Source organism: Planctopirus hydrillae (genome assembly GCF_001707835.1).
Classification (GTDB): Bacteria; Planctomycetota; Planctomycetia; order Planctomycetales; family Planctomycetaceae; genus Planctopirus; species Planctopirus hydrillae.
Genome location: NZ_LYDR01000001.1, coordinates 18,288 through 36,987, shown reverse-complemented (window position 1 = coordinate 36,987; position 18,700 = coordinate 18,288). Strand labels below are relative to the sequence as shown.

At 54.0% G+C, this 18,700-nt stretch carries 18 protein-coding genes and 1 tRNA gene; 5 read left to right on the top strand and 14 right to left on the bottom strand.

Features of this window, described 5'->3' with window-relative positions; genetic code table 11:
- Positions 1 to 359: 359 nt before the first annotated feature.
- Positions 360 to 614 (top strand): hypothetical protein, encoded by a 255-nt coding sequence (locus tag A6X21_RS24485; protein ID WP_165603630.1) that lies wholly within the window; start codon positions 360 to 362, stop codon positions 612 to 614.
- A 273-nt stretch (positions 615 to 887) separates the two neighbouring features.
- Here the strand turns inward: A6X21_RS24485 and A6X21_RS00175 are convergent, their stop codons facing one another.
- The 7 genes from A6X21_RS00175 to A6X21_RS00145 all read right to left on the bottom strand — a co-directional run bounded on the left by A6X21_RS00175 (position 888) and on the right by A6X21_RS00145 (position 7,997).
- Positions 888 to 2,582, bottom strand: a complete 1,695-nt coding sequence (locus tag A6X21_RS00175) for a sialidase family protein (protein WP_068845093.1) — start codon at positions 2,580 to 2,582, stop codon at positions 888 to 890.
- A gap of 67 nt (positions 2,583 to 2,649) precedes the next feature.
- Positions 2,650 to 4,275: a serine/threonine-protein kinase gene (locus A6X21_RS00170; protein WP_068845092.1), complete on the bottom strand. Its 1,626-nt coding sequence runs from the start codon at positions 4,273 to 4,275 to the stop codon at positions 2,650 to 2,652.
- Positions 4,276 to 4,530: 255 nt separating this feature from the next.
- Positions 4,531 to 5,007 (bottom strand): hypothetical protein, encoded by a 477-nt coding sequence (locus tag A6X21_RS00165; protein ID WP_068845089.1) that lies wholly within the window; start codon positions 5,005 to 5,007, stop codon positions 4,531 to 4,533.
- Positions 5,007 to 5,885, bottom strand: coding sequence for a hypothetical protein (locus A6X21_RS00160; RefSeq protein WP_068845088.1), 879 nt, complete (start codon positions 5,883 to 5,885; stop codon positions 5,007 to 5,009). The genes A6X21_RS00165 and A6X21_RS00160 overlap by 1 nt, the downstream gene beginning before the upstream one ends.
- A 127-nt stretch (positions 5,886 to 6,012) precedes the next feature.
- Positions 6,013 to 6,321 (bottom strand): hypothetical protein, encoded by a 309-nt coding sequence (locus A6X21_RS00155; RefSeq protein WP_013111687.1) that lies wholly within the window; start codon positions 6,319 to 6,321, stop codon positions 6,013 to 6,015.
- Between the two features lie 264 nt (positions 6,322 to 6,585).
- Positions 6,586 to 6,659 (bottom strand) — tRNA-Met (locus tag A6X21_RS00150).
- Positions 6,660 to 6,941: 282 nt separating this feature from the next.
- Positions 6,942 to 7,997 carry a Gfo/Idh/MocA family protein gene (locus tag A6X21_RS00145; RefSeq protein WP_068845086.1) on the bottom strand — a complete coding sequence of 352 codons (1,056 nt, stop codon included), beginning with the start codon at positions 7,995 to 7,997 and terminating at the stop codon, positions 6,942 to 6,944.
- 634 nt (positions 7,998 to 8,631) lie between these two features.
- Here A6X21_RS00145 and A6X21_RS23930 point away from each other — a divergent pair.
- Both A6X21_RS23930 and A6X21_RS00130 read left to right on the top strand, forming a co-directional pair.
- Positions 8,632 to 10,035, top strand: coding sequence for a DUF1207 domain-containing protein (locus A6X21_RS23930; RefSeq protein WP_110766410.1), 1,404 nt, complete (start codon positions 8,632 to 8,634; stop codon positions 10,033 to 10,035).
- Between the two features lie 134 nt (positions 10,036 to 10,169).
- Positions 10,170 to 11,210 carry an alpha/beta hydrolase gene (locus A6X21_RS00130; RefSeq protein WP_068845081.1) on the top strand — a complete coding sequence of 347 codons (1,041 nt, stop codon included), beginning with the start codon at positions 10,170 to 10,172 and terminating at the stop codon, positions 11,208 to 11,210.
- On the opposite strand, the gene A6X21_RS00125 is transcribed toward A6X21_RS00130, so the two are convergent.
- The 4 genes from A6X21_RS00125 to A6X21_RS00110 form a co-directional block, all read right to left on the bottom strand.
- The gene (locus A6X21_RS00125) at positions 11,207 to 12,208 is read right to left on the bottom strand and encodes an efflux RND transporter periplasmic adaptor subunit (protein WP_083233276.1); all 1,002 of its coding nucleotides are present in this window, start codon (positions 12,206 to 12,208) and stop codon (positions 11,207 to 11,209) included. The two genes, A6X21_RS00130 and A6X21_RS00125, sit on opposite strands and share 4 nt — an antisense overlap.
- A 232-nt stretch (positions 12,209 to 12,440) precedes the next feature.
- Positions 12,441 to 13,316 (bottom strand): bifunctional 5,10-methylenetetrahydrofolate dehydrogenase/5,10-methenyltetrahydrofolate cyclohydrolase, encoded by an 876-nt coding sequence (locus A6X21_RS00120; RefSeq protein ID WP_068845179.1) that lies wholly within the window; start codon positions 13,314 to 13,316, stop codon positions 12,441 to 12,443.
- A 170-nt stretch (positions 13,317 to 13,486) separates the two neighbouring features.
- Positions 13,487 to 13,831 (bottom strand): hypothetical protein, encoded by a 345-nt coding sequence (locus A6X21_RS00115; protein WP_068845077.1) that lies wholly within the window; start codon positions 13,829 to 13,831, stop codon positions 13,487 to 13,489.
- Positions 13,832 to 13,860: 29 nt separating this feature from the next.
- Positions 13,861 to 14,217: an ArsR/SmtB family transcription factor gene (locus tag A6X21_RS00110; protein WP_068845075.1), complete on the bottom strand. Its 357-nt coding sequence runs from the start codon at positions 14,215 to 14,217 to the stop codon at positions 13,861 to 13,863.
- 241 nt (positions 14,218 to 14,458) lie between these two features.
- On the opposite strand from A6X21_RS00110, the gene A6X21_RS00105 reads away from it, so the two are divergent.
- Positions 14,459 to 15,163 carry an ABC transporter ATP-binding protein gene (locus tag A6X21_RS00105; protein ID WP_068845073.1) on the top strand — a complete coding sequence of 235 codons (705 nt, stop codon included), beginning with the start codon at positions 14,459 to 14,461 and terminating at the stop codon, positions 15,161 to 15,163.
- 200 nt (positions 15,164 to 15,363) lie between these two features.
- Here the strand turns inward: A6X21_RS00105 and A6X21_RS00100 are convergent, their stop codons facing one another.
- From A6X21_RS00100 to A6X21_RS25300, 3 genes are all read right to left on the bottom strand, one after another.
- Positions 15,364 to 15,597, bottom strand: coding sequence for a hypothetical protein (locus A6X21_RS00100; RefSeq protein WP_131818092.1), 234 nt, complete (start codon positions 15,595 to 15,597; stop codon positions 15,364 to 15,366).
- Positions 15,598 to 15,728: 131 nt separating this feature from the next.
- Positions 15,729 to 16,319: a hypothetical protein gene (locus A6X21_RS00095; protein ID WP_068845069.1), complete on the bottom strand. Its 591-nt coding sequence runs from the start codon at positions 16,317 to 16,319 to the stop codon at positions 15,729 to 15,731.
- Positions 16,320 to 16,865: 546 nt separating this feature from the next.
- Positions 16,866 to 16,991 carry a hypothetical protein gene (locus tag A6X21_RS25300; protein WP_261340635.1) on the bottom strand — a complete coding sequence of 42 codons (126 nt, stop codon included), beginning with the start codon at positions 16,989 to 16,991 and terminating at the stop codon, positions 16,866 to 16,868.
- Between the two features lie 408 nt (positions 16,992 to 17,399).
- Between A6X21_RS25300 and A6X21_RS00085 the strand changes: the two genes are divergently transcribed.
- Positions 17,400 to 18,599, top strand: coding sequence for a BON domain-containing protein (locus A6X21_RS00085; protein WP_068845065.1), 1,200 nt, complete (start codon positions 17,400 to 17,402; stop codon positions 18,597 to 18,599).
- Positions 18,600 to 18,700 lie beyond the last annotated feature (101 nt).

Genomic DNA, 18,700 nt, shown 5'->3' with positions numbered 1-18,700 from the left:
TCTCCCGTCGGAACGGGAGAAGGAGGAAAACCCTCGCCCGCGTCTGCGTGGGAGAGGGTGGCACGAAGTGCCGGGTGAGGGTCTTTCCGTTCGATGTATATCAGTCACGAGGTTTCCGCAGGAGCACCAATTGACTGACTGTGGCCAGAGATGACAAGCATCGCGCGATGTAGCTAATAGTGCATTGTACGCCCAATGCGTTCGAGCTCGCCCTCATCCCGGCCTTCTCCCGTCAGAACGGGAGAAGGAGTCTTTCCTCATGACTGCGTGGCAGGGATCGGATGTCTGCATCCGCCCCCTGGTCAATTGTGTTCACGAGCATGAGTGCATCTGTTAGGTTCCTCCCCATGAACATCGGGATGAACGATCAGTGTTTAACGACCTGGGGGCAAACGAGGACGTTTGACCCCAGCCACCCGCCGCTGGTGAATCACACGCCCAATACGTTCGAGCTCGCTCTCATCCCAGCCTGCTCCCGTCAGAACGGGAGAAGGAGGAAAACCCTCGGCAGCGTCTGTGTGGGAGAGCTGCCACTCCCGACTCAATCCCTTCGCTGGAAATTCCTGACAAAAGCCCAACGAAAATTTGGCGACAACCTGCGCTATACCCGGTGAAAAATCATGGACGGCGTAGCATGGCACTCGTCAGCACAATGAGATACGGAAAAGACCACCCTCTCCCACGATGACGCGGGCGAGGGTTCCCGGCAGGCATTCGCATGGCGCAGCTTCTTGTCGTTGTGTCGAACACAACGACCCGGCCACGAGTTGGCCGGGCCACCCTTGGGTGGCAGTTGTGTGTCATAGAAAGCCCAGAACCGGCAAGCATGGCACAAAGAGCGTCTTGACTTCATAGAAGGCATGTGGCCTGCACGAAGTGGCGGGGCATCATTTCGTCAGTTCGCTCACTGCGAATGTCACAAACACAATGGACTCGGCATAGTTGGCTTCACCCGCTTCAAACAGGCAACCGACTCTGCCATCAGGAAGTAATGCCAGATCAGAATAGGCCGCTGGGCCCGGATACAACACTTTGCTGACAGGCCAGGTCTTGCCGTCATCCCGGCTGCCGCGAACTGTCAAGTTCGTGCGGCTGGTGGTGCTGGCAGGATTGCTGAAGAGAATCCAACCCGGCTCTTGGCCAGTTGGCCAGCTTGCCCGCAGGATGGCTGCCTGACAGACAGGCTCGATGAGTGCCGCGTCGGGCTTTAATTCACTCCAGGTGAGGCCGCCATCGTCACTCACACTCATTTGCCTCTGCCGGCTGGCACTGGCATTCCGCATATTCAGCAACAGTTTTCCCCCAGTCAGTTCGACGACTTCGCATTCATTCACCCCTGCGGTCGGTGTTCTGCCACCCAGTTTCCAGGTCTGCCCATGATCATCCGAGTAGATGATGTGCGAGTAGTACTTTTTCGTTATGGCTTCAATGTGATCGCAGGGAATGATGAGTCGACCCGCGTGGGAGCCCTGCTGGATTTGAATCCCGCCACCCGGCCCTGTCGCATACCATGTCCAGTCGGGTTGTTTCACATCTTTGGTGATCTCCGCCGGCTGGCTCCAAGTCAAGCCGTCATCTTTGGATCGCAGAATATAGATACGCCTGGTATCGCGGCTGGTTTGGGCAATGATCTCGCTTTCGTGGTCATCACCCCGGTTCCACGTGGCCAGCAGCAACAGCTCTCCCGTCGTTTGATCAACGGCCAGGCACGGATTGCCGCAAGTATTCTCGCCATCATCCCAGAGGACGACAGGCTGACTCCACGTCTTTCCTCCATCGGTCGATCGCTTCATGACGAGGTCGATATCGCCACTATCGCCCGTTGAGTTTTTTCGTCCTTCGCAAAGGGCCAATAACGTTCCCGAACGCATGGCTGTCAAAGAAGGGATGCGATATGTGTGATAACCCTCCGTTCCACCCGCAAAGCCACTTTGAAATAAGGGCGCAGGTGGTGCTGGCAATTCGTAAAGATTTCCTTTGATCGAGAAGTCAAACACCGCCAGCTCATTTCGCCACGGTCGCAACCCCACTCGACCGACAGAGCCTTTCCAGCCATTTAACGTGTAGACCGTCTGGCCATTGATCAGAAACCGGGTTTGTTCATCCTTTCGAACGATTTCGAGCAAGAAGGGAACATCGGGCTGCACCAGGTCGGCGATTTTGAGCGTTGCAGCCGGTTGATTGCGAAAGAGTGGCCCTTCGACAAAGAGCAGGCCGGCTTTACCATCCAGGCCGAAGCGACTGCTGCCGAAATCGAAAGCGGCGGCGGTCCCATCCAATTTGGCCAGTTGCAGCCGCACTCGAATCTGAAAATCACCCGCGCCGATACCCTTTTGAGAGAGCAGCCATCGATTCTGACCACTCGCGACCAGTGCGTTTGATAACCCCGGGCGATCTTTGATAGATGTCCATTCGGGACCAATCGACTTGAACTCAGCCGCCTTCCCGTCATCGACAACCACCGAAGTTGTGACCTCTGGCTCGGAGGCCATCAAACGAGGCAAGTTCATCGAGGTCATACCGACCAGTGTCATACCGACCAGTGTGATTGCCAGGCAGGTCATCGTCAGCAGCCATCGCATGGGCTTCCTCTCTGAAGGCAGGATTGGTGGTGGGAACTCAAGTTCAAGTCATGATTGGTGAAGAGCATCAGCTAGCGGCACCGGGCTGACGGTTTTTGAGCGAAAGTGTTTTGAGTGCCAGCCAGGCGCAAGCACTGAGTATCGTTTGTGCTCCAAAAATCGCCAGGAGCAGGACAAAGACAATATCCCGGGCTTTGTCATCCGAGTAAATCGCCGGATAGGGCGGCGTGATCCATCTTGCCAGGACCGACCAGATGAAGAGTGTCAGTACCGCTCCACTGATGGTGGAAGCCATGGCAGCCCAGAGCGACTTTCGCCCAATGAGGTATCCCAAAATGACCATCAGAAAGTGAAATACCCACAACGGTGCTGTATGGGGCATCAACTGGCCCAGCTCCACAGAGTGTGTGAACGCTAAACCAAATACGATTGAGATCGGAAAGATCGTGATCCAGGCGATAATCGCCAGGTTACTCATGATGATGAATGCGGCTGCATCGGCAATTCGCGCGGGATGCCGGGCGGCTCGCCAGAGTCGTGTCTGCCAGTTGGGCCCGGTGGCCAGCACTGATTCATGCGATAGAAATCGCGCCAGATCCTGTGCCAGTTCCTGAGGCGTGGCATAACGATCTTCCGGCAAAAAGCTGAGTGCTTTATCGCAAACTCTTACGAGATCCTGGGGAACATCCCGACGAAACTGGCTGACGTGGGAAACTTCGCCCTCACGGATCGAAGCCAGAATTTCAATGACAGTATCTCCCTGATGGGGAGGCTTTCCTGTGAGACATTCAAACAGAATTGTGCCCAGCCCGAACACATCTGTCGCCGGTGTACAACCGCGAAGCCCTTTCTCGAGTTGCTCCGGGGCCATGTAATGGGGCGTTCCCATAATGACGCTGGAACAGGTTTCAACCAGGGTTCCTTCGAGCACTTTGGCGAGACCAAAGTCGGTCAGTCGCGGAATGAAGGGAAACTCTTCTTCAGAATTTGCGAAAGCATCCGCGATTGGGAATAACAGCACGTTGGCCGACTTCAAATCGCGATGGAGCACACCCTGCTGATGGCTGTAAGCGACCGCTCGGCTCAATTGCATCACCAGTTCTGCAGCCACTCGCGGCGACAGTGGCCCATGACGGCTTAACCAGCGAAACAATGTGGGTCCATGGCAGAGAGCATAAGTGATATAGGGTAACTCACCGGCCGAGCCCGTTTCAAAAGTGGGCACAATATGGGGATGATCCAACCGGGCCGCGGCCTGGGCTTCGAGAAGAAATCGCTGCCTCGCATCGGGTGTCAGTTGCCGATAAGGCAAAGGCACCTTGATTGCGACTTCCCGGTTTAAATGCGGATCATGCGCTGCATAGACGACGGCAAATCCACCTCGTCCCAGAACCTTGGTCACTCGATACCGACCGATCGATGGTGGGAGATCGACCAGATGCGGCTCTGCTCCTGAAGAATCTGCGGCCAGCTTCGGCGAGAGATGATCAAGAATCTGCTGCATGCGCTGCAAAGTTTCGGGACTGATTTCAGTCGTCAGCACTCCAGGCTGCGTCATAAGCAGCGTTTTTTCGATGTCGCGACTCAAAGAAGCGATCTGCTCGATGGGAACCCGAATTCCCTGTGCTTCACCATTTCCCGAAAGCACCTCATGACCTGACTCAACATGTTCCGTGCGGAAATCTTCCGGCATTCAAGTTCCTGGTCAGTTGCAACCGCCGCCAACAAACTCACAACAGTGATCACTCGACGCTTTGAGGGACGACATCTTGATCAAACATCAAGCGGAAAACCCATATGTTCAAATGTAAACTGTGAATGATGGGCAATTCAACCACAATTGGATGAAAGCCAGGAGTTTGCAGTGCGCAGGCTCTTGCAGATGACAACTCGATAGCCGCAGACTGCGACGCCTGCCAATCGGCAGGAGGAAGATGTTCGGCTTCGCTCAAAAGTCATAGGTCGTGCGGGATTTGTCGAGAAAATAGAGCCCTAACATCATCGACACCAGGATATTGAAGAGCAGCCAGGCAGCAATCTCGGGTGCAGTTTCCAGAAATGCAAAGAATGACTGCTGACGAATCGATGGAAAGCAAACGAGCCAACCCAGGTGATTCATCAGTGAGATCAGTTGAACGGCCACTCCCCAATTCCGAAAGAAACGTCCTCGAACGGCATATAGAAACCAGTTTGCCCAGACAAAATAGCCGGTGATCGCCAATGGGGCGCCCATGATAGACAATACGACATCCCGAAGATCGTATTGGTACTTAGGGAAGAATATACCCAGAGGTGTAAAAATCAGCACCCAGGCGAAAGGCGCGAAAACAATCCCACCGAGAAACTGGAAACCCGCAAGCAGTCGCAGCGGCAACTCAAAGCCCTTTCCAGGCTGATCATCAGTGACAATCTCTCGATGTGGCATCAGGGCAGTTCCTGCGGTTCATCGGCCAGGAGGTCTTTGGGAACTATCGAAAGATCTCTCTCCCGTAGTGCCTGCTCTAGGTGTTTCAGTGCTTCATCAACCGGTAAACCCATGAGTTTCTGCTTGCGAAGAATCTGTATTTCCAGTGGAAGTATATGCAAGAAATAAGATTCTGCCTTTGGAATGCCAACTTTTTTCTCTGCGGTGAGTAGCCATTTCAGACCTTGAATCTGCATTTCGATATAGCAGAGATCAGAATTCTGCTTGAACCACTGGTCGATCCCACTCGCATGATCAAATAGATTGGCACAATCCCGGGGTTGGCGATAGATTTTGCCACCTCGTCCCAATCGAGAGTATCCATGCCATGAGTATTCTTCCGGGAGATCGACCAGTTGAGAATAGATATTCCAATAGCAGGCGTTTCCAACCGTCGACCTGCCGCCCATGGCACCGTAAGGGAAACTGAGTGAACTGCGGTTGTCTTTCAAATGTTGAACCAGCAAAGGGAGTGATTTGACCTGATAATCTTTCAGTTTCTGGTAAGCATTCTGCACCTTTTGATATGCGGCGTCAGATCCGTCATACGGATATTCTGCAATCAGTTCATCGAATGAATCTGATTCCTTCCCGTTCGAAACAAACTCAAGAAGGTCGATCAGTTTTGTGATCTCTTGTTGTTCTGCATGTGTGAGTCGGATTTCAAGGTATTGAACCTTCAGAGGATCACTGGCTTCGTCGGCAGATAGAGCAACCAGTATGAACGCTATGAACCCCAGAGTCAGCGGGATAAGGATTGATCGTAGTCGCCAGAAGTCGAAAAATGGTCTCGGGAACTGATGAGAAAACTTAGCAGCCCATATGACACAGCGAAACATAGGCTGAACTCCTCAGGACGATGGCGATAGTTTCTATTCGCAATCTGTATCATCCAGATTTGCAAATGATTGGACTGCTGCCGGGACAAAGCGGTCTTGCATCATCCGGATCCGTCAAGAATTTTAATTATCGGGAGAGCAGGGCACTTAATGTCAGCGAGAGGGCTACATTGATCCCCAGATAAATGCTGGCCGCGATGGCAGCACGTTGGACAGACATGCCGCACAAAGCCGATATCGCACAGCCTGCACAAAAAGCACCGACTGCTAAACCAACGAGGAACAATTCGGGTGGCAGGAAGGCATTCAAGATGGCGGCTGGGATAACTGCCGCAAGCACACAAACGATCATTTTTCCCCAGCCGGGAAACTCTCCTTCCTCCATGATCGAGATAATCAGGCCCAGAATGGCAGCACCAAGAAACAGACCCAGCATCAGTGATCCCCTGTAAAAAACAACAGTGTTCTCGAAAACTGACAATCGGGGAACAGACTAGTCGGTGAGTGTTTATCAGTCCAGTTTTTATTTTGTGGATTCATAAGAAATTTGATGACTGGATCAGCCAGCGTCAAACGCCGCGATGGGTGGGCAGGGTGCGCTCAAAGATCACGGCGCAGAGGCCAAAAGAAATGCTTGAAGTGAGGTGACTCGAAAAGGAAAAGCCCAAGACCACAAACGAGTGATCTCGGGCTCTTCAAGTGGCGGGGGCAGGATTTGAACCTACGACCTCGAGGTTATGAGCCTCGCGAGCTACCGGGCTGCTCCACCCCGCGTCAATGTTGATGAAACAGTTAGATTTCTTAACTGTCCACCGTGTTCGAAGTGTATCGGCATGTCAGAGAGCCGACAAGGAACTCACACACGATTCCCCGGAAAAGTTCGCCGAGAACGCCAATTCGAACCGGGTTCATCGGTGCGAAGCAGGTTTTGGACGTTCATAACCAAGGCTGCGATGCAGAAGAATGTCGTTGGGTGTTCGTTCTGTCAGGAGAATGGTGTATTCCGCTGTGCTCCAGGAGACCAGACGAGTGTTCAGTGAGTGACCATGGCTACAGCTAAGCGAGAGTCTCTTCCAATGAGACCTGGCGACTTGCCTGGGCACTTCGTGCGACGGCTTCGGTAAACTTCATATACTCAAGACCGGTCGCAAACGATGTGAGGCGAACAGGTTCTTCGCCCCGAATGGCACCAATGAACTCCGCTTCCACTCGCCATTTCCCGACTCGCTCCGCTGGAATTTCCACCTCGACCAGTTGCGGTTGACCGGGCCTGCCCACCAGCAGTTTCTCAGTGGCCCCAAACTCCACACGGATTGTTCCGGTGCTGCCATACAGGTGAATCTGCTTGACCGGGGCATGGAGAGCCATCCCTGAGAATTGATAAACACCGCGGGCGTGGCCTTCCAGCTCTGTCAGCACGTGCACCAGTTCGGGTGTCGTGACAGGGAGATTTTCGTCGGAATGGGGATCTGGCCGGGTGGGTTCAAAGATCTGTGTCTGTGCAAAAACTTTTTTCGTGGGAGGGATCCAGCGCATCGCCGTTTCATGCAGAATCCCCATGGTCAGAGCGTTCAAACCACTTTTTTCGATATCCTGACGCCAATGCAGGTTCTGTGAGTAATCATAAAATTGATCATCAAGACCAATCACGACCACCTGCCGTAAGTCTCCAATAAAATTCCGTTCGATCAGGTTTCGAACTTCGGCATCAACCCGCAAGCCAAAGGGACTGGGGACCAGCATTGCGACCTGTTGGGGTCGTTCCTGACTGGCAAGTAGCATCTGACGGGCTTCGGCCACATTGCGAGCCATGCGGGCTTCGCACAGCACATGCTTACCAGCTTTCAGTGCCGCACAGGTGATCTCGGCATGAGTGTCGGGCCATGTCCCGATGCAGACAGCGTCGATTTGAGGGTCTGCCAGCAACTCCTGCCAGGTGCCGTAAGTGGCGGGGATCGCATGCTGAGTGGCAATTTTCTGGGCCGAGGCCAACGTTCGATTGGCGACAGCCGCAATCGTTACGCCGGGAATTGCTCGAAAACCGGGAATGTGCCTGGCGACAGTATTTGCTCCAGCACCGATTAGACCAACGCGAACAGGCAAGGCAGTCATGGAAACATCATCCTTCACAAAGTGATGAGAATTTTAGCTTTGTCGAGCGGCTCTCGCCACGGTGAGTTCCGGGCGGAAGCACCACTCAACGTCATCTCCAAGGTGCTGCGATTGGCTGCTCACCTGGCTGGGGCGCACTTCGTGACGCAAATTATTTTATTGCAGAGAGTTATGCGCATAAACACCAGTGAAGAAATGAGATAGGCGACTCATCCGCTCCGGCTATCGTCGCATCAGGTTGGAAACTGCCAGCGAACGTTTTTGTTTTGGTCCCTATCCATGGCAGGGTTTCATCTGTTCATCTTTTCCCGGCCTGGAGACCAGTCACTGCTGCCAGTTCTGCCGATTCTCACCAGTTGGTGGCAATTCTTGCTGAAACCACGCCTGGCACGACTTTCACTTCCGCAAGGTTGGGTTCATTCGTGGCTCTCTGCCGACGGACAGGTCTGTGCAAGAAACCTGAACTCCGATAGAACAGGATGGCTCGAAAGTCCGTTTTTCCTGTCTTCATCCTCAACATCCTGTCCTCCCTGTCGGCTTCTATCGATCTTCAGCGATTTCAAAGCCACTGCGCGGCTTGGTCATTCCCGTCCGAACCTGTTCCACAATCCATTCCCTACAGATATGTCTTTGCATGGCAAGACCTATGGTGGTCGCTTCTATCGCCTGCGGCACATCTGCTTTTGACGATGAAACCAGCATAATGGCACACGACTGGTCACAGCGGTTTATTGCCGCCGCCTGTTGCAAGGTAAACCTGGCGGGGCAGATGCGTGCATTCGCAGGTTGCCTGGCCGTGATTCCTGCGCTCCTGCTTTTCAGCACCGCGTCGATGGCACTGGCCCAGGTGAACGGCCCGCCATTGCCTCGAAATCCGCAAGGGCGCAATTCCGCTCTCCCTGTGGATCCCCGCTTTCAACGGAGTTCAACTGGAGAAACAAGTCCGCGTTCAACAGCGATCCCATCGGTTGGCAGCAATGATCCGTTCTCTGGCGAGTATCAGACACTCCCCACCATGGAACTGAATCTGAATGAAGCCGGGCAACGAGAGATTTCGCCAGTTTCCTACCGGCAAATTCCCGGCAATTCAGAGAGTGGAATTCCTGCACCACCAGGCAGCTATGACGAGACGGCAGCAGGCGATTCCGGATCGATACTCAATCCGTTAAGTTCGCCGGCACCTGCTTCATCGATGAATGCCGGGCCATGGGCTCCGGCATCTCCGAATGCCTACCTGCCGGAAGCCGCTCAGCCGGTCTGGGATGCTGACGAACCCTGGTCATGGCATATCGTCCCTGAAGGTTTAATGTATAAATCGTATATCGCCGGTGAAAAAGAACCCCGGATGTCGACTTCGTGGCTGTTCCCCACCAATGGCGGCCAATCGTACTGGGACTCGGTGCTTGGCGGTCGATTTGGTCTCTTGCGCTATGGGACGGCACGCGGAATCGATCCCGAAGGCTGGCAATGGGATGTTGAAGGTGGTGCCTTCTTACGAATGCTCCCCGAAACTGAGCGGGATGTCATGGCGACTGACTACCGCATTGGTACACCAATTACCTATCGAGAAGGCCCCTTCCAGTGGAAGTTCGGCTACTACCATATCAGCAGCCATCTGGGTGATGAATTTATCCTCAAGAATCCGACTTTTGTTCGTAGAAACTACAGCCGGGATTGTCTGGTGACAGGCGTGGGTTACTTCCCTGTCCCTGAGTTAAGAACCTATTTTGAGGTTGGCTACGGCTTCTACCTGACTGATGGAGCGGGGCCCTGGGAAGTTCAGTTTGGAGCAGAGTATAACCCGCCTGGTCCGACGGGATTTCGGGGAGCACCTTTCGCAGCCTGTAACGTCCATCTCATGGAAGAGAACGACTGGGGCGGAAGTATTAATATTCTCATTGGCTGGCAGTGGCGCGGCGACACGAGTGACCACACCTTTAGAGCTGGCTTCCAGTTCTACAATGGTGCCGATAACCAGCTTTCCTTCCTGGGGAATACGACTCAATTGACGGGCCTGGGAATTCGTTACGACTACTGATTCTGGAAACTGCCCGAACTGACCTCGTGCATACCTGTCGCTCAAAACCATCTGTTGGATCATCGTATCTACCGTTGACTCAACAGAATGGCTGTAGCGATCTTTCTGGAATCGATCTGAATTAGAGCGAAACTATGGGCCTTACGATCACCATCTGCCTGTTGATCGCACTACTGTCAATCGAAATAGTCATTCGTATTGTTTATGTACGAATTGTCCTTTCGACTTTTGATATCAAACCACCATTCAACGTGGTACGGGTTCTTACCGATCCTACGGCAGAAAGAATCGATTTCAAAACGACTCTGGGCCTGACGTTGCGTGGTGCGATTCATCGGCCACAAGATGGTCTGCCTCGGGGAGTGATTTTGTTCTGCACCGAACTGGACGGCACCCACTGGCTGGCACGTCATTATTGCGATGGCCTGATCCAGGCTGGTTTTGCGGTGATATCGTTCGACTTTCGCAATCAGGGAGAAAGCGATTCGTTGACTGGCTATGAACCCAACCAGTGGATGACGCGCTATGAGATCGACGATACGATTTCAGCACTCGAATGGATCGAAAGTCATGCCGAATTCAGCAATCTGCCTCTCGGTGTGATGGGGGTCAGTCGAGGTTCGACAGCGGCACTCTGGGTCGCAGCTCGATATCCACATGTTCTCGTGGCCTGCTGCGATGGTGCCTATTCGCTCTCGATGCTGGCATTTCATTTTGTTTCCCGCTGGGCATCGATTTATATGCCTCAATGGGCCGAATCGTTGATTCCCGACTGGCACTACCGCTCCACGGTGGCCATTGTCCAGTTTTTGAGTGCCCGGCGGAGAAAGGTTCAATATGTCCACATTGAATCGTACTTAAAGCGACTCAAGTCGTGTCCGACTTTATTTATTGCTGGTGAGAAAGATAATTATGTTCCTTACTACTTGAGTCAGGAACTGATGCGTCGGATCCGATCGCCTCTGGCAAAAGTCTGGATTGTTCCCAGGGCCAAACATAACAAGGCCCGTCATTCAGACCCCGGCCGGTATGATCAGATTCTGGTCCAGCACTTTGAGCAGATGCTCCCTCAAGCGGCCGAAGCACGACTCTCGAACGATGAAACCATTCATCCGCTGAAGCCTCACTTTACGGATGCGTTGAGAAGTACAGAGACGAAACGTCGAGCAGTTTAGCGAACTGGTGGGACAGTGACTGGCGTGTCCGTTTCTGGTAGTTCCAGAGTGACATCTCCACGATCACCAGGTCGAAGTGACAAATCCGGGTTGGGCAGCTCGATCCAGATCCGCACCTGTTGACCGACAGGATCGACTTCCGGATTGATAAAAGTGATCTTCCCTTCCCGGGGCGTGACTTGGGAAGTTTGTTTCCCTGTTTCTTTCGACGGATCGATGGGAGACTTTTTACCGGCCACAGGGAGAAATTGAATTGTCTGCCCGATCCGCAACAGTCGGGCCTGGCTGGATGGCAGAAAGGTGTCAATCCGCAAAGGATTTAGTCGCACAACTCTCACGACAGGTGTCCCGGCATCAACCCATTCCCCACGCTGTTTTTTCCAGTTCACCACTGTGCCAGAGAGAGGCGATTTGATTTCACGACGGGCGACCATCAACTCGGCTCCTGCCAGTTCCTGTGCGCGAATCTCCTGTTGGAGTGCCAGTTGCCGCTGATCAAACTCAGCCTGCTCGACTTCGAGTTCGGCCTTCTGGGCAGCCAGTGCTAATTGGTCGAGTTCGGTCTGCGAAACACTCTTCGGGTAACGCGCGACCGATTCCAGCGACCTTGTCAGTTCGGCTTTCGAGACTTCGGCGTTCTTGCGGGCAAAACGCAGTTTTAAGTCACTCTCTGTCAGTGCTTTGGCCAAAGCGAGTTCGGCACGGGCTTTGGCAGCCGCCAGTCTGGCGACCTGGTCATCAATCTGGCCGATCTTCTGACCTTCTTCGATGACTTCGCCTTCACGGAAAAACCGCTCGACGAGTGTGCCTGATTCTAAAGCCGGAATTTCCAGTTGCTCTGCGACCGTGATTTGAGCTGACCGAATCGTGATGGCTTCTGCCAAAGCTGTTGAAGCATTCATCGCTAAAAACAGACTCAGGCCCAACGCGATCGCTATCGCAATCCGAGGGGGACGGTCGCTCTCAGAGTTCAATAGAAGTCGGTAACAATTTGGCATGATCGCAGCTCTCGCACCAGACAGTCTGACCCATCGCAATCATTATGAATTGTTTAAGTCTACCGACGGACTGACACGATCAGAGCGAGAATTAGAAATTTCGCCCAGAAAATGAACTCATGAAAGTGAAAGAGTCGGTTTGTGGAAGCTGGTAGAAGTTGGGAGACTTCTCGGGGCAAACTTAGCCGTGTCCGTGGCCAGGGGATATCGACGCCATGCTCAAGGCGTGTCGCTAGCGGGCGATGGATTTCGTTTGCAATCGGGCAGCGGTGAGTGTGTTTTTGAGAAGCATCGCAATGGTCATCGGCCCCACACCACCAGGAACAGGTGTGATCGCAGCCGCCTTTTCAGAGACTTCATGAAAAGCGACATCGCCCACCAGTTTACCATCGAGTCGATTGGTTCCCACGTCAATCACGACGGCTCCTTCACGAACCATATCGGCTTTAACAAACAGCGGCTGGCCAATGGCCGCCACCAGAATATCAGCCTGACGGGTGAAGCTGGCAATGTTGCGGGTTCTACTATGGCAAAGTGTCACTGTCGCATTACCACCGGGCCCTTTGAGAGCCAGCAGATTGGCGAGTGGTTTCCCCACGATGTCGCTGCGACCTAGAACAACGACATGGGCACCATCGGTCGATACGCCACTCGCTTCGAGCAGAACTTGAACACCATGAGGCGTGCAGGGAAGATACCGCGGGCGACCTTGGATCAGCAGCCCGACATTCTCGGCATGGAAGCAATCGACATCCTTCATAGGATGTGTCGCATCGAGAACAGCTTCGGGATCAATATGCGATGGCAGTGGCAATTGGACGAGGATGCCGTGGATCGACGGATCGTGATTGAGGCGATCCACGAGTTCCAGTAACTCAGCCTGAGTGGTCGTAGTGTGTAAACGAAACAGATCAGAGGCCATGCCAACACTGGCACAGGCTTTCTGCTTGCTGGAAACATAGACCTGACTGGCCGGATCATCGCCCACAAGAACTGCAGCCAATCGAGGGGTCACACCTGTTGCTGTGGTGAACTCAGCGACCTGAAGAGCCAATGCTTCGCGAGACTGCTGGGCAATCAGTTTTCCATCAATGATTCGGGCAGGCATGTCGATTCCACGGCTGGGGCAGAACTGTTGGCAGAATAAGAATCTGCCAGCATGTTCTTGCACCGGCCTGGCTCCGTCAATCGAGGTGCCATTTTCCTGAGGTTCGAAGCGGTGAAACGAGCACCTTGCCTTTTGGAAAATGGCACAAAGTTCTCACTACGCCACAGTGATTATGCGACTGTGACCGGGCCGTGATTATCGCAATGGCCAGCGTGCTGATGATGCAGGTGGCCATCGACGAGATAATCGACATGATCGCCGTGAGGAACGGCAGGGTGGCCACAGTTCTCTCCATGGATGTGATCAGCCGCATGACTGGTGCAGGCATGGCCTGATGTGCAAGTTGCGGGATTGGTCGCATTGACTTCAAACTGATGTTCAGTCACTTGCCCGGCCTGCTCCTGATGATGCAGATGGCCGTCGTGCAGGTAATCGATGTGTCCATTGTGCTGAACGGCTTTGTGGCCGCAGTTGGGGCCGTGAACATGATCGTGGCTGGTGCATGAATGAGCCATTTGTCGGAACTTTCTATAGGGGCGTGTTGTCAGGAATGTTCGTGGGGCTCCGTGACGTGCGCGAGCGCATTGGTCACGAGGTCTTTCACGTGATGATCCGAGAGGCGGTAGAAGATGTGCTTGCCTTCCCGGCGGGCACCCACGATGCGTTCGCTTTTGAGAAGCTTGAGCCTTTGCGAGACAGCCGAGAGGTTGTCTCCTAAAGCTTCGGCAATCTCAGAAACACACAGTTCATCGTGGATGAGCAACGAGAGCATCCGCAGACGACTGGGATCTCCCAGAGCGCGGAAGATATCAGCCGCCATCTGACAAGCTGCCACATCGGCGATGGGCAGCTTGCGTGGAGAATGTGTGTGCTCGTGAAGAACTGGTTCGGCGTCATCCATTCAGGCTACCTCACTCTGTCGTTTCATCAATTAAATAATATCTAAAGTGTTCATGCGAGTCAAGACTCGATTTTTCACTATCCGTTGCAATTGCATAGCTCATCGTTTTTTGGCTCTGGGTGCCAGACCGACATGGACTTTTCGTGGCAGACTGGCAATTCACAACTCGAGCGAGCAAGCTCAATTGCGAGGATCATCTTACTCTTCCAGAGAAAATTGGTACGTCGGGATGGAAATTTCTATGACGAATCGATCAACGCCATCAGGTCACCCGGCACTCGTCGTCCAGGATCTGTCGCGTGAATTCTCGAATGGCTCCGAGACGCTGCACATTCTTCAAGGTGTCGGGTTCACTGCCAACACGGGAGAGGCGATCGCGATTACCGGCCCCTCTGGATGTGGAAAAAGCACACTCCTGCAGATCCTGGGTGTGCTGGATCATCCGACGTCGGGAACAGTCCGTCTTGATGGTGAAGATCCCTTTGCGATGGATGTGACTCAACAGGCTCAATTTCGAAACGAAAAAATTGGCTTCATCTTCCAGGATCATCACCTGTTGCCTCAGCTCACAGTGCTGGAGAACGTCCTGTTGCCGGCTTTACCTCATCGTGGCATCTCGAATGAAGTCCGAGAGCGGGCATTGATGTTGCTGGATCAGGTCGGGCTGACAGCGCGGATGGATCATAAGCCGGCCCAGCTCTCCGGGGGGGAACGACAACGGACTGCCGTCTGCCGGGCGCTGATCAATCGCCCGCGGCTGCTGCTGGCCGATGAACCGACAGGGAATCTCGATCCTCGGGCGGCCGAGATTGTGGGGAAGTTACTGGTCGATCTGGCGCTGGAGTCACACAGTATTCTGCTCTGCGTCACTCATAGTGAAGCCATGGCCCAATCGTACCCCCGGCGGTGCTATTTGAAAGCCGGTCAACTCGTTGAGAATCCGTGAGGCACTCCATGTTAACAGAAAGCGTGCTGCGATAAAGCTGCTTGTGGATCGATCCCCAGGTACGTTTGAACTCGCTCTTGTATCTTGAATAAGTGTGCGTCATCGCCGCAAAAGGAGTCGGCCCTGACTTAGCCTGCTTCGCTATACTCAGCAGGCTCCGTCTGGGTGGCAGGGGTCGGATGTCTTCATCCGCCCCCTGGTCAATCGAGTTCACGAGCAGGAATGCAACTGCCAAATTCCTCCCCATGAAAAACGGGATCAACAACCAGCGGCAGACAACCTGGGGGCAAACGAAGACGTTTGACCCCAGCCACCCGGCCGCCAGAAATCAAGAGCGTCATGCGTTGAAGTCGCTCGTTGATTGCACGCCCCCAGGTACGTTTGAACTCTCCCTCATCCCGGCCTTCTCCCGTCGGAACGGGAGAAGGGGTCATGAAGTCTGGCTGGAGATCTTGAAGTCCATGTCTGCTTGCCAGTTGTGTTTCGTAGAAAAGCCGAGCACCCGAAGCCTCGCAGATGCGAAACTTCGGGTGCTGAGAATTTGCAACTTTGTCTGACAAGTTGATTACTGAGGAGTGGCGGGGCCTGCACAGCGGATGAGGTGATCATGGTCGATGTAGACCACTTCGATCGATTCATCCTTGTGAGAGAAGGGAACCGGCCAACCGGAGCGGATTGTCTTGTCGAAGTAGATGGTGGCTTTGTAGTGGCAATGCTTGAGACGAGCAGGGCCCACCATCGGGAAGAACCGGCAATCGTCGATTCGGTCGACGATCGGTTCCACCACGATGCGCACGTTGTTCATGCTGGTTTCCGCCAGGAAGACCCAGCCACCCGAGGTGATGTTCGGCATGGCCCGCATCACTTCGTCCTGTGAGGGAGGATCCTGACAGAAGATCGGAGCATGCTCGCCTTCGATGGGATCGAGGACGGGCACTTTCTCGTAACGCTCTTCGCGGATGTAAGCATCCTCGATGAGTTCACTGTAATAAGGGCTGACAGGGATCAGCGGGGTGGTATCCCAGAACCCAGCAAACTGGAAGGCAGTCCCCAGGAAGCCATCCCAGAGAAGGAGCTGGCAGCCACTGCTGGATAGCGTCGTCATGCCAACGACGACGACGAGCGCCAGGCGCTTGAGCCATCCGTACTTGGGCATCTTCTCACTCCGAAGGGGCAAACTTGACGATGAATGGTTAATTGAGCGATCTCAAAGCTGTTGGATCGCACCGATTGCACCTTCTGTATCGATCACTCAGCCTGTCAAACTGTGGGGTTTTTTCGGATTTAACGGCTGGGAGGTCGCAACTGCCCTTGACGCAGAGTTTCTTCGGCGGTCATTGCCGGGTGCTGTGGGAAGGATCGAAGCAAAGAAGCAAAGAAGCAAAGAAGCTGAGAAGAGAAGAAGCTAAGAAGGGGGAAAGGGAAGAAGTCGGATTTAAGAAGGCGATGTCAGGGCGGTGGTGGGAGATGGTGGTTGAGACCTTAGGCAATGCCGTCGAGATCCAGGAGGCTTTGCTTCCTGTTCAGGAGGAAATTCAGCAGGGAGGGAAATGCAGCGGACGGAGATATAAAAACGGGAGACATAGAAGAAGAGAAGAGGGAAGTGAACCTGGTGGCCAGCGACGGGGCTTCCCAGCTTGGGAGCTCATACACACACATCTTCATCTCGGCTGAGTTCATCTCCGGCTGAGACCAATTCCGGCTAAGACAAACTCCGGTAGAGTGCCGCTTTCGGCTGGCCGCCAGCATTTGCCAGACGAACTTCCGACTTCTCCTCTTCTGACTTCTCCCCTTCCGGCTTCTCTCCTTTCTGCCTTCTTTCCTTCATTCCTTCTTCCCTTTCCACCTTCTCGCCTTCTTTCCTGCTCGCCTACGCGACATTTCCCCATATCGCTCGTCGAATACTCCGGCACATGCTGCCGCTCACTGGCTTTGGGAGGTGGGGGATGGCTGAACATCGGCGAATCCCGCAGGCGTTACAATGGTTAGTGTCGAAAAAAACGGAATAGTCTGTGCCTGAGGAAGCATCCCACCCGATGTAACGTGACAGGTAGAGATTTTGCCCGCAGGGATTGTGAGGCAGGCTCTTCTGAAATCATGACAGAGGCGAACTCGATCGCCTTTCCGCCCGCAGCAGAATTCGACCGAAGGCCATTCTCGGTGTGTTCCGTCTGCACGGAGTTTTGAGATCGAGACATCCCGGCAGTCGGATCATAACCGGTAAGGAGACCAGTTCATGCGTAAGTACGGTCAGTGGGTGTTGACGCTGGGATTGCTGGCAAGCATCCCGAATGTCGGCACTGCCGCCCCCTGGTCGTCTAAGGACGAGCCAGCCGCAACCAAGTCGACAAGCAGCAATCAGAAAATGGCCGAAGATGTGGCCGCCGCTCTGAAGCAGGCTCGTCTGCAGGGTTTCGACATTGAAATTGCCTGTAAAGGTGGCGTGGCCACTTTGAAGGGTAAAGTGACAGATCCCAAGCAGCGTGACAAGGCCTCACAGGTCGTGGAGCGCGTGCCCGGCGTCAAGAGTGTGAACAATGAACTGGTGGTGGTCGATGCCAAGGCTGTCGCTGCCCGCAAGGGAGCACAGGCTGCCGGCCCGGCTGCTGCCCCTAAGCAGGCCGTGGCCCGCAATGAAATGCCACCCGAAGATTTCGGTCGTGGTGTGCAGCAGGCCGGTGGTGCCATGAATGCCCCACGTCAGAACATTCAGCAGGTGAACTTCGAAGCTGGTGTTTCGAATCAGCAGATGGCTGAGCAGATTGCACAGTCGCTGACTTCCGCCCAGCTCGATGGCTACGATATTGAAATCCGTTATCAGAGCGGTGTGGTGACACTCGATGGTTCTGTGCCAACCATGGCTCAGAAAGCAGCTGCCACCCGTGCCTGTCAGGCAACTTCGGGTGTGGCCCAGGTTCAGAACAATCTGGTCTGCACAGAAGAACGTGCTCCTGCCGGTGGTGCTCAGCCAGTGGGCTATCCACAGATGGCACCTCAAATGGCACCACAGATGGGTCGGCCAATGGCTGGTCCTGGAATGCCACCACAAGTTTACGGTGCTGCCTATCAAGGTGCTCCACAGGGCGGTCCTGGAATGGGTGCGATGCCCGGTCCAATGGGTGGCCCAGCCGGTATGCCGATGGCCATGGGCCCCGGGATGCCAGGTGGCGGTGCCCCCGGTGCAATGTACAACAACGCTTCTATGCCAGACCATGCCTGGCCAAGCTATGCCCAGTATCCCAACTATGCTGCCGTGACTTACCCACAGCAGTACAGTGCCAGTGCCTTCCCTTACATTGGACCGTTCTATCCTTATCCTCAAGTTCCACTGGGATGGCGTAAGGCCAGCCTGGAATGGGATGACGGATACTGGAATTTGAAGTTCCGCTCACGCACCGACAAGTGGTGGTGGTTCCTCAGCCCGAACAACTGGTAATGCATGATTGACTCTCCTCGTGAGGAGAGAAATCCGAGAATGGCCGGCCCGCAACAGTGATTCACTGCTGCGGGCTTTTCTCGTTTTCCAGCCTTTGCATC